Below are 10450 nucleotides of genomic sequence, written 5' to 3' on the forward strand. Positions count from 1 at the left end.
CCGCGTAGCGGAGGGCGATACCGCCCCTTGGAAGGGAGACGCTTTCTTCGCCGACCGACAGTGAAGGGCCATCGGCCCCCGGCTAGCGCCGGTACTCAAGGGAGGGGTGTGCTCTAGGATTCAAAAAGACAGCCTCTGGTGTTTTTGGTTTTGTAAACTGTCTTTTTGAATCCGGTTTTACCGCGTTCCCCACATTTACGCTACACGCGGTGCAGCGTAAATTACCCCACACGCCATAGCTTCCAAAGGATGCTGTGTGGGGTATTCGTGGGAGGCTGCTCTTACATACTGCAGAAGCGGTGGTGCAGGGAGGAGGGGGTAGGGGTTAGGGGACAGGTGATGGAGACCTGCTGCCTATCTCCGCTTGGGGTATTGTTGAAAACTGACTACACGCCCATAGTCGGTATCAGAGCCTCCAGGTTGACCGAGCCCAACACCTAAACCCGTAGCCCTACTCCCCTAGGGCGTGCCCTCGAAAATCACCGGAAAGCGCACCCGGCTATCAAAGGCCAGGGGAACCAACCAGCGCACACTGGGCACAACCGGGCCGGCAAAAAGGTCTTTTACGGCGAAGATACCCACTTCGTCCTCGTCCTTGCCCTGGATTTCCAGGGCCAGCTCCGAGACTGCGATATAGAAATAGACTTGAAAGGTATAACTTTCCAGCCTTGCCAGCGCCATCCATTCTTTGGGGGGAATGGCGACGCCGGTTTCTTGCTTGAATACCCTGGACATGGCGGTTTTGGGCAGTTCATCGGGCCCTATTTTGCCACCTACCCCATTGAACAGCCGTGCATCCGGGTCGGCACGGTGCTTTCGCATCAGCACTACTCGAGTCTTGTCCGGGGTGAAAAGAAAACCAGCGACATACTGAGCTAGGGGGGTCATGGCAAGGCTCCGAAGGCTTTATCCCAGTGTATCCGGTTGGTCCCCCTTCATGGTTTGACGTGGGTTTCTCTAGCCTTTAGCTTGGGGGCATGGCCCTACGACAATACCTTTACAAAGGCCGTATCCTCAACCTAGCCCTCGAGGGCCCCTACGAGATTGTCGAACACGCCGATGCCGTAGCGGTTCTGGTCGAACAGGGGGGCAAGCTGCTGTTCGTGCGCCAGTACAGGCCGGCCATCGGTAGCGAGACCCTGGAGATTCCGGCAGGTCTTATAGACCCCGGCGAAACCCCCGAGCAAGCTGCTCTGCGCGAGCTGGCCGAGGAGGCCCAGCTCACCGGCGAGCTGCACTACCTGACCGGCTTTTACCTCTCGCCGGGCTTTTGTGACGAAAAGCTGCATGTGTTCAGGGCCACCCACCTGCGCGCGGCCTATGCACAACCCGACGACGACGAGGACATCGCGGTAGAATGGCACAATCCGCGCCAGGTCCTGCGGGATGCCCGCGAAGGCCAGGTGCAGATATCGGCCTCGGCTCTGGCGGGAATTTTGTTCTACCTGTGCGAGCGGGCAGAAGAAGATGCGGCTTACGAATAGCGATGCCCAATGACGGTACGGTAAAGCGCTTAGCTCTCTACGCACGGTTTTCCCAGACTTTTCTTCCCACTCTTCTATGCTGCTTATCAACGACCCTTCCGACGCACCCGCCGGCCCCAAGGTGGTGGCCATAGGCAGCTTTGATGGCCTGCACCTCGGGCACCAGCACCTGATCCACCAGGCCCAGCAGGAGGCCAAGAACCAGCACATTCCACTGCTCGTCTATACCTTCGACCCCCCCAGCAAGGTTTTCATGAAAGGGGAGGGCTTCCTGACCGATCTGTCGGAGAAACTCGAGCTCTTGCGGGGCCTTGGGGTTGAAATCGCCCTGATTGTGCCCTTCACCGAGGCTTTCTCAAAGCGCAGCAAAGATGACTTCCTGGGCGACCTGCGCAGCCTGGAGGCCCAGCGCATCTTTGTGGGCGCCGACTTCCGCTTTGGACAGGGGAGGGCCGGGAGCCTGGAAGATCTGAATACGGTGGCCCCCACCCAGATTCTGCCTCTGCTCGAGCTGAGTGGCGGGCCGGTTAAGTCGAGCCGCATTCGCGACCTGTTGCGCGAGGGCGAGGTAGACGAGGCCAAGCTGCTCTTGGGGCGGGTGTACACTGCCCGGGGTATCGTGCAGGAGGGCGACAAACTTGGGCGGCGGTTGGGTTTCCCGACTGCCAATATCGAAGTAGCCCCCCTCAAAATTCTGCCGATGGGGGTGTTTGCTGTGCGGGTGCAGACCCCGCAAGGTCGCTTTGGCGGCATGGCCAACGTGGGCTACCGCCCGACCGTCTCGGGCCAGGTATTGCGCTTCGAGGTGCACCTTTTTGGCTTTACGGGCGACTTATATGGTCAGGAACTCAGCGTGGAGTTCCTCACCAAACTGCGTGGTGAAAAGAAGTTTGAGAGCCTGGAAGCCCTAAAAGCCCAACTGGCCCAAGATGCAGAAGCTGCCCGCAAGGTGCTGGGTTTTTAGTGCGGGATGTCCTCGGCAGTGAGGAACTTGGGCCTGACCCAGCGCACTTCCTGAAAGGTTCCGTCGTAGCGCAGAATGGCGGCGATGCGGGCCCTGGAGTACACCTGGTGGGGTTTTTTGGGGATAAAGGCGGTCACGATATCCACCCAGCGCGGTTCGCGGTACTCCAGCACCACGTGCAGGGGTAGCTTGAGCTGGGGCGGAAAAACCATGTAGCCCAGCACCAGCATCCGCTGATCTTCGGGGTAGACCGCCATCTCGCGGCCCCACTCCACGGCCTGCAACACATCGTGCTCGATGAAGCCCTCTTGCAGCATGTGTTTGGCCACATGGGGGCCTATGCGGTAGCGGCCTTCGCGAATGTAGGGGAGGAGTTCCTCGAGCCTGCGGATGCGCGAACGCTTAATCATTCGTCCCCCCTTTTTATAAACCAAGCCCCACGCTCCAGAAGAGGTGGGGGCTGGTCTCGTGCTTCAAAGAACCCCAGACGGTGCTTGGGGTTCTATACCCTAGATTATAGGGAATAGCGGGATAGATCGTGTGGGCTTTTTACTGCAATTGCCGCGCCGAAGACCCTGGTGGCGCCGGCCTCGAGCAAGGCTTTGCGGGCCCGTTCAAAGGTGGTGCCGGTGGTCACGACGTCGTCTACCAGCAGCCAGATGCCCTTTACAGGGCTTTTAGGTTGAAAAGTGGTCTCGGGGAGCTCGAGGCGCTTCTGCAAGGTTTTTCTGGTTTGCGAAGTATCCCACGTGGTGCGCAGGAGTAAGTCCTGGTAGGGAATGTGCAGTTTTTCTGCGACTGCTTGGGCCAGCAGTTCGGCCTGGTTGTAGCCGCGCTTTACCTTGCGGTGAAAAAGGGTGGGCACCGCGGTTACGCCGTCGAGCCCCCATTCGGCCTGTTTGGCCCCCAGCGCAATCTGCTGGCCCAAAAAGGTGGCCAACTCGCGCCGACCCTGATACTTGATGGCCTTGGCCAGCTGGCCAAACCGCTGGTAATCGCCCAGGTACACAAAATGGGGCAGGTGACGTGGCACCAGCAAAGCCCGGCAGTTTGCACAAAGCAAGGGCTGATGTAAAGACTGCCCACAACCGGGGCAGGTTGCACCGGTCAGTTGTTCCCACCAGCCCAGGAAGGTCATGTTTTACCCAATGCCAAGTGCAGCCCGCAGCGATTCATCGAAGGGCGGGTAGAGCACGCCCTTCTCGGTCACGATGCCGGTTATCAGATGATTGGGGGTCACATCGAAGCCCGGATGGGCAGCAGGGAAGCCCTCGGGCGCGATGGGCTGCCCCCGAATGAAAGTGACCTCCCGAGCCGAGCGCTCTTCGATGGGAATCTGGGTACCGCTTTCCAGCCTGGGGTCTACTGACGAGAGCGGCAGGGCCGGGTAGAAGGGAATGCCGTGGTACTGGGCCAGAATAGCCAGGCCATAGGTGCCTATTTTGTTGGCGAAGTCGCCGTTTAGGGCCATGCGGTCGGTGCCCAGAATGACGGCGTCTACCTGGCCTTGGCCCATCTGATAGGCCGCCATGTTGTCGGTAATCAGGGTGGCGGGCACCCCGGCTTTTTGCAGTTCGTAGGCGGTCAGGCGGGCCCCTTGCAGGTAAGGGCGGGTCTCGTCTACCCAGACGTGGGTTACCCGGCCCTGCCGGTGGGCCTCAATAATCGCCCCCAGGGCGGTGCCAAAACCGCCGGTGGCCAGAGGGCCGGTGTTGCAGTGGGTGAGCACCTGGCCTTTGAGCACCCGCGCCCCGTGCTGGCTGATGGCCTGTTCGGTGGCTTCGACCTCGGTCCAAATAGCTTTGGCTTCCTGAAGCGAGGCCTCCAGGTTGCCCCAGTGGGGTTTCATACGGTCTAAGGCATAAAACAGATTGACCGCGGTGGGGCGGCTCTGGCGTAGCAGGGCATCGGCCTGAGCGGGCTTCTCGCCCGACAGGTGGGCCAGCACCATACCATAGGCTGCCGTCACCCCGATGGCCGGGGCCCCGCGCACTACCATCTCTTTGATGCCCAAGGCCGTTTCCTGGGCGCTTTTGCAGGGCACCCAGACTTCTTCGAAAGGGAGCTTGCGCTGATCCAGGAGCCAAAAGGTGTTTTCTTCAAAACGAAAGGGCACCACACGCATGCGGTCAGTCTACTTCAAGCTGTTCAGGAGGCTGGTGTAGAGCAAGAAGAACTGGTTTTCGTCCAGGGGGGCCTGGGGGTTGTTCCAGGTGGCCGAGACGCAGTACTGCTGGCCGTTTTTGCCGGTGAGCCAGCTGGTCAGGTTGAGCACCCCCGGCTCCGAGCCCCCTTTGTAGGCCACCCGTTGCCAGTCGGCGGGGTTGGCCACGCCCGGGTTAAGCGACATCAAGGGTAAAGCCTGCACCTTGCTCATCAGCTCACACAGCTCGCGGGTGGTAAAAAACCACTCCACGTCAATGGCCACCGGCCCCCCGGCAAACACCCCTGCATCGGGCAAGGGCAGGTTGGCCAGTTGGGCCAGCAGGGCCGCCCGGTCACCGGGATTGGCCCGGTAGCGCTGGAGCCATTCCCTGTTTTGTGGGTTCTTGAGCACAAAAGCCTCGCGGGTAGTCAGGAAGGGCCGGTTGCGCGGGGCCAGCTTTTCTACCGCCTCGCGCCCTACTATGGCGATGAGCGCATCGGTAGCGGTGTTGTCGGAGATGGAGATCATCTGGGTGGCGTACTGCTCGAGGCTCAAAGGGGTGCCGTCGGGCAGGTTTTGCAAGGTGCCGCTGGGCAGGCTTTTCCACTCCGGGCGCAAAGGTACGGTATCGCTCCAACGGCGCTGCCCGGCCTCGATCTGCTGGCGCAGGGCTTCCAGCACCGCCAGTTTGAAGCTCGAGCCCACCGCCAGCACCGCGTCTGCGTTCAGGTTCAACCGCTCCTGGCTCCCTTCCTGCACCCACACGCTCACCTGCCCGGGCAGCTTGCGGTACTCAGCCAGCAGTTGTTCGGGACTGAGGGCTTTTTTGGGCTGGGGCGGGCGGAAGAAGAGTCCCTGGATGCGGCCCTGGGCGTCGAGCGATATTTGTGCGGGTACGATACCTTGTTCAAAGACCACCCTGAAGTTGGGGCCTTCGGGCTCCACGCCCTCGTATTTGCCCAGCGTTTGCTTGAGCTGGGCCAGGATGGCCTCGACCTGGGCTACCGAGACCTGCTGCAAGAAGACCGGCGCAAACCACTCGGGCCTGGTGGGTTGCTCGGTGAAGAGGCGCTCGAGGGCTGCTTTAGGGGTGAGCGGGGCCTGAGCCAGGCCCAGCCCCAGCAGCAGGGTTACCATGACCATCCAGAATTTCATCGCTACCTCCTTTTTTTCCCTTCCGCATTGCCAGGGTTTCACCCCCGGCGGCGCTCAGGATGACCAGTAAGGGGATGATGCGCTCGGGGGGCACCGCGTAAGTTCCTCGTTTGCCGACCTTAAGCCAGCCCGCGCCTTGCAGTTCTTTGAGGTGGTGGTAAAGCTGACCGGTGGTGCCAATTTCGGCGAGATGCTGCAGGTCCTGGGTGTTGCTCTGGCCATTCAATACCGCCCGAAGAATTTCCAGGCGCAAAGGGTGACCCAAAGCGGCGAGGCTTTCAGCCACCTCTGCCCACGGCGCGCTCAACAGCTCGCCAACCGGCAAACCCCACTGCCAACCCCAGCTACCTGAAGCCAACTCGGCATATCCCGCAAACACCACCTCGCCCTCTGGCCGGGCGGCCTGACGCAGATGCTCCAACGCCCAAAAGTCGCCTTCAGGTGGCTTCGATGGTGCCCTCGAGGCTTGTTCCAGGGCGGCTAAGCGGGTCTCGAGCCGCTGGATGCGGGCTTCTAAATCCACAAAGATACGTTATTACGTTGTTGCGTAAAATTTGTGAGAAAATAAGAGCCCATCCTTGAGTGGGCTCTTGTTATACCAGATTCGGTTAGTTCGTCATCCTTTGGTGACGAACTAACCCGACCGAAGTTATCCGCGTAGCGGAGGGCGATACCGCCCCTTGGAAGTTATCCGCGTAGCGGAGGGCGATACCGCCCCTTGGAAGGGAGACGCTTTCTTCGCCGACCGACAGTGAAGGGCCATCGGCCCCCGGCTAGCGCCGGTACTCAAGGGAGGGGTGTGCTCTAGGATTCAAAAAGACAGCCTCTAGTGTTTTTGGTTTTGTAAACTGTCTTTTTGAATCCGGTATTAGTGAGAATTACACCTTTACTGGCTCTTCGACTACGGCTGCGGCCCACTTCACGAAAGCCACCTCACGCGGGCTGGAAAGCTCGGGGTGCAGCGCCACCACCCGTACCCCATACAGGTAACTGCCGGGTCGGGCCGGCAGGTAGGTGCCGGTGTACAGAAGGGCCTCGCGCTCCTGGCCGCTGGGCTTCAGGGCCACGACCTCGAGGTCACCGCTGCTGCGGCGCACTACCAGCTCAACCTTGAGCGTCTCGGTGGGAATGCCATAAGCTTGCACGAAAGCCCGCAACTGCAAGGGCTGGTTGGCAGCGGCATGCGGGGCCTCGACCCAGACCTTCACGTTGTTCCAGGCACTTTGTACCTGGCTTTTCCAGGCTGCTACTTCCTTGAGCACAGCGGCATTGTTCTCCAGCAGGTGGGCTGCCCGCTTAGCCAGAGGGGTATAGAACTTGTGGTGGTACTCATCCACCATGCGCTGGGCCGAGTAGGTGGGCCCACAGGTGCGAATGCTGTCGCGCACCATGGCCAGCCAGCCTGAGGGCGTGCCTACGGCGCCCCGGGCATAAAAGAGCGGGATAATCTCGTATTGCAGGGTGTCGTAGAAGCTCTGGGCGTCGGCGTGATCCTGGGCTTCTTCGGTGGCATAGGTGCGGTCGTCGCCGATGGCCCAGCCGTTGGTGGTGTTGAAGGCCTCGGCCCACCAGCCGTCCAGAATGGAGAAGTTCAGGGCGCCGTTGAGGGCGGCCTTCATGCCTGAAGTGCCCGAGGCTTCCATGGGGCGGCGGGGGGTATTGAGCCAGACATCTACCCCCTGCACCAGGCTGCGGGCCAGGCTCATGTCGTAGTCCTCGAGCAAAATCATCTTGTCTTCCAGGCCCAGCGCCTTGATTTTCTCGGCCAACTTCTTGATGAACTCCTTGCCGGGTTCGTCCTTGGGGTGGGCCTTACCGGCAAAAACAAACTGCACCGGCAAGGGGCCATTCAATATCGAGACCAGGCGATCCGGATCGGTAAACATCAGGATAGCCCGCTTGTAGGTAGCAAAACGGCGGGCAAACCCGATGGTGAGCACGGTGGGGTCGAGCACCTTTTCGGCAGCCCGCAGGCTGGCCGGGAGGTCACCATTGCGGCGGCGCTGCTCGAATAGCCGGAGTCGTACTTCCTCAATCAGACCAGCCCGCAGCTTGTTGCGGATGCGCCACAGCTCGTCCTCCTCGAGCCTGTCTACGGTCCACTGGCTGGGGTCGTGCAGTTGCTCGGCCCAGGTTTTGGGAAAGGTGCGCTCGTAGAGGCTATGCAGCTCCGGATGCAGGAAGGTGAAGGTGTGGATGCCGTTGGTGATGTGGCCGATGGGGACCTCTTCTGCCTCGAGCCCCTTCCACAGATGCTGGAACATCTCACGGGAGACCTCACCGTGCAAGGCCGAAACCCCGCCAGCGGCGCGGGAGGTGTGCAAGGCCAGGTTGGACATGCTGAAGACCGGGCCATAGCTCTTTTCCTCGCGCCCCAGGGCAATAAACTCTTCTTTGCTGATGCCCAGCCTGTTCCACCAACCATCCAGGTAACGCTCGACCAGATCCAGCGGAAAGGTGTCGTGTCCGGCCGGTACGGGGGTATGGGTGGTGAAAAGTGCCCCAGCCGCAGTGGCCTCGAGGGCTTCGCTGAAGGAGCTTCCTGCAGCTACCATCTCCCGCATGCGCTCCAGGCCCAGGAACGCCGCGTGGCCCTCGTTCATGTGCCAGACTTCGGGCGAAAGCCCCAAAGCTCGCAACAGCCGCACCCCGCCAATGCCCAGAATCATCTCCTGCTCGATGCGAATTTCCTGACCCGGAGCATAGAGCCTTGCGGTGAGGGCGCGGTCCTCGGGGCGGTTTTCGGGCAGGTTGGTGCTCATCAGGTAGACCGGAATAGCGCCTACCTGGGCCTTGTAGGCCATCACATATACGGTGCGTCCGGGAAACTCTACGCCCACTTTCAGGGGCTTGCCGTCCTTGAGAACAACCTGCAAGGGTAATTCCTCGGGCAGCAAATCCTCGTAGACCTCCCTTTGCTGGCCCTCCGGGGTGAGCTGCTGGCGAAAATAGCCCTCGTGATAGAACATGCCGATGCCGGTCAGGCTTAGCCCCAGATCCGAGGCCGCTTTGATGTGGTCGCCAGCCAGAATGCCCAGGCCCCCGGAGTAGATGGGCAGCGACTCATGGAAGCCATACTCCATCGAGAAGTAGGCAATCCGTGGGGGTTTTTGGGGGCGGGTTTGCAGATAATGGCGGAAGTTAGCAACGGTGGCTTCTACCGCACCCACATAACCTGCATTTTCGGCCAGGGCCAGGAGGCGCTCAGGCTCGGCTTCCAGCAAGGCCCGCACCGGGTTCGACCGGAAGCGCTTCCACTGTGAAGGATTAATTTGTTCGAAGAGGTGCTGCGCCTCTGGATTCCAGCTCCACCAGAGATTGTAGGCGACCTCGCGCAGTCCCTTTAGGGGCTCAGGCAGGGCGGGTATAGCGGTGATTCGACCGATGACATTCATAATCAGAAACAGATTGTACCATTTGTGACTTTGTGAACCGTCAGGAACCGAACAACCACGTCATAAACGCCTTTTCCTGGTGTACGTGCTTGTGCTTTACAGCCGTATGATAAAGGCGATGAACCCGGTTTTGCGGCAAGCGGTGGCTCGAGCGCACCAGAACCTGGATACGCGCACCGAACACTACCTGGCCCAGCATGGCCTGAAAGTGAGCTGCCGCCAGGGTTGCTTTTCTTGTTGCTTTGCCTGGGTGGTGGTAGGGCTGGCCGAGGCCGAATATCTGCGCGAAGTGCTCGAGGCGCAGGGGCCCGGATTACTGGCCCGAGTCGAGGCTGAGGGCCAAAAAAGACTCGAGCGCATCGCGCAAGAAAAGCATAAAGCCGATTTTCCCACCGCGTATTTTCTGGAGGCCAACCCCTGTCCTCTGCTCACGCCGGAAGGAGCCTGCTCGGTGCACCCCCACCGCCCCCTGGCCTGCCGGGGGGTGCTGACCAACCTGCTAGCCCGTTACTGCGCCCCTGGGGTGGTGCCGGCCCTTCGGGGCAAGGAACGGGCCGCCTACCAGGGCCAGCTCAAACCCTGGCACGGCCCCGAGCACTACCTGAAGCGGCCCTGGCAGTATTCTGAGCGCGCGGCCCAAAGACTATGGGCCACCGAACAGCAAGTGCGCGGTTTTACCGTGATCGCAGAGCTGGCAAGCTTGATTTATTTGCTCGGAGTGGAGGCGTTCAGAAAAGCGCTCGAGCAGGGTCTACCGGCCATGCAGCGATGGCTCGAGGACAGAGGCGTGCTTGGTGGTAAGTGGGGGTTTTGGGCTGGCTGACAGGCTATCTGGTGTATATACGCAAAAAGACGAAGCGAGGTACGCGAAACTCCTCACCCCAATACATTCGCGCCTCAACGTGACAGTCCAGTTGCATTACTGCAGAATGGTAGCAATACTCCCTGTCATTTGGGTCTTTTTGCCCCATATAGGCAACATACTGCCCAACTCCAGCAACGGCATAGCCGAACAAATAGCGCTCATGGTCGACACCAATGCCAAAAACTACATATGTGCGTTGAGGAATTTTGTCTGCGTGTAGTGCTTCAAGAGAACGATACCAGTTTCTTTGCTGCCTGGATAACCTCCAGTGGGGTCTTGTAATCCAGAGCCTGATGGGGACGTTGGGTGTTGTAATAAGAACTCCCCCTAGGTTTTTCCCTTAAGATGAGGACATGCACCTGGCCAAACACCAACGCCGCCCCCGGCTGGAGCTCAAGCTGCGGCACCACCCGGACAACCTGCACGCCCTCTACCGGGAAA

Annotated in this window: 10 protein-coding genes and 1 pseudogene; 4 read left to right on the top strand and 7 right to left on the bottom strand. The window is 60.2% G+C overall.

What is annotated here, in order from left to right; genetic code table 11:
• Positions 1 to 459 precede the first annotated feature (459 nt).
• A complete protein-coding gene (locus tag Mhypo_RS15480; RefSeq protein WP_119342173.1) occupies positions 460 to 888 on the bottom strand; it encodes an NUDIX domain-containing protein in 429 nt (142 codons plus the stop codon).
• A gap of 89 nt (positions 889 to 977) precedes the next feature.
• Between Mhypo_RS15480 and Mhypo_RS15485 the strand changes: the two genes are divergently transcribed.
• Positions 978 to 1484: an NUDIX hydrolase gene (locus Mhypo_RS15485; protein ID WP_119342174.1), complete on the top strand. Its 507-nt coding sequence runs from the start codon at positions 978 to 980 to the stop codon at positions 1482 to 1484.
• 76 nt (positions 1485 to 1560) lie between these two features.
• Positions 1561 to 2448 carry a riboflavin biosynthesis protein RibF gene (gene ribF / locus Mhypo_RS15490; RefSeq protein WP_119342175.1) on the top strand — a complete coding sequence of 296 codons (888 nt, stop codon included), beginning with the start codon at positions 1561 to 1563 and terminating at the stop codon, positions 2446 to 2448.
• On the opposite strand, the gene Mhypo_RS15495 is transcribed toward ribF, so the two are convergent.
• The 6 genes from Mhypo_RS15495 to glgP form a co-directional block, all read right to left on the bottom strand.
• Complete coding sequence (locus Mhypo_RS15495; RefSeq protein WP_119342176.1) at positions 2445 to 2858, bottom strand: DUF4258 domain-containing protein; 414 nt, start codon at positions 2856 to 2858, stop codon at positions 2445 to 2447. The two genes, ribF and Mhypo_RS15495, sit on opposite strands and share 4 nt — an antisense overlap.
• Before the next feature lie 104 nt (positions 2859 to 2962).
• Positions 2963 to 3481: a ComF family protein gene (locus Mhypo_RS15500; RefSeq protein WP_338067099.1), complete on the bottom strand. Its 519-nt coding sequence runs from the start codon at positions 3479 to 3481 to the stop codon at positions 2963 to 2965.
• A gap of 108 nt (positions 3482 to 3589) precedes the next feature.
• Positions 3590 to 4573 carry an S-methyl-5-thioribose-1-phosphate isomerase gene (gene mtnA / locus Mhypo_RS15505; protein WP_119342178.1) on the bottom strand — a complete coding sequence of 328 codons (984 nt, stop codon included), beginning with the start codon at positions 4571 to 4573 and terminating at the stop codon, positions 3590 to 3592.
• A 9-nt stretch (positions 4574 to 4582) separates the two neighbouring features.
• The gene (locus tag Mhypo_RS15510) at positions 4583 to 5749 is read right to left on the bottom strand and encodes a serine hydrolase (RefSeq protein WP_119342179.1); all 1167 of its coding nucleotides are present in this window, start codon (positions 5747 to 5749) and stop codon (positions 4583 to 4585) included.
• A complete protein-coding gene (locus Mhypo_RS15515; RefSeq protein ID WP_186814671.1) occupies positions 5679 to 6272 on the bottom strand; it encodes an ArsR/SmtB family transcription factor in 594 nt (197 codons plus the stop codon). Before Mhypo_RS15515 ends, Mhypo_RS15510 begins: the two co-directional genes overlap by 71 nt.
• A gap of 355 nt (positions 6273 to 6627) precedes the next feature.
• Positions 6628 to 9144 carry an alpha-glucan family phosphorylase gene (gene glgP / locus Mhypo_RS15520; protein ID WP_119342180.1) on the bottom strand — a complete coding sequence of 839 codons (2517 nt, stop codon included), beginning with the start codon at positions 9142 to 9144 and terminating at the stop codon, positions 6628 to 6630.
• 118 nt (positions 9145 to 9262) lie between these two features.
• Here glgP and Mhypo_RS15525 point away from each other — a divergent pair, with 118 nt between their 5' ends.
• Both Mhypo_RS15525 and Mhypo_RS18635 read left to right on the top strand, forming a co-directional pair.
• Entirely contained in the window at positions 9263 to 9967 is a 705-nt protein-coding gene (locus Mhypo_RS15525; RefSeq protein WP_119342181.1) for a YkgJ family cysteine cluster protein, read from the top strand.
• A gap of 395 nt (positions 9968 to 10362) precedes the next feature.
• Positions 10363 to 10450, top strand: a pseudogene (locus Mhypo_RS18635) (transposase); the annotation flags it as partial.

This window comes from Meiothermus hypogaeus (assembly GCF_003574035.1).
Taxonomy (GTDB): Bacteria; Deinococcota; Deinococci; order Deinococcales; family Thermaceae; genus Meiothermus; species Meiothermus hypogaeus.

Bases quoted from the DNA above. Each gene is read 5' to 3' on its own strand.
- glgP (WP_119342180.1), bottom strand. From the start codon at position 9,144: ATGAATGTCATCGGTCGAATCACCGCTATACCCGCCCTGCCTGAGCCC.
- mtnA (WP_119342178.1), bottom strand. From the start codon at position 4,573: ATGCGTGTGGTGCCCTTTCGTTTTGAAGAAAACACCTTTTGGCTCCTG.
- Mhypo_RS15525 (WP_119342181.1), top strand. From the start codon at position 9,263: ATGAACCCGGTTTTGCGGCAAGCGGTGGCTCGAGCGCACCAGAACCTG.
- Mhypo_RS15495 (WP_119342176.1), bottom strand. From the start codon at position 2,858: ATGATTAAGCGTTCGCGCATCCGCAGGCTCGAGGAACTCCTCCCCTAC.
- Mhypo_RS15485 (WP_119342174.1), top strand. From the start codon at position 978: ATGGCCCTACGACAATACCTTTACAAAGGCCGTATCCTCAACCTAGCC.
- Mhypo_RS15510 (WP_119342179.1), bottom strand. From the start codon at position 5,749: ATGAAATTCTGGATGGTCATGGTAACCCTGCTGCTGGGGCTGGGCCTG.
- Mhypo_RS15480 (WP_119342173.1), bottom strand. From the start codon at position 888: ATGACCCCCCTAGCTCAGTATGTCGCTGGTTTTCTTTTCACCCCGGAC.
- ribF (WP_119342175.1), top strand. From the start codon at position 1,561: ATGCTGCTTATCAACGACCCTTCCGACGCACCCGCCGGCCCCAAGGTG.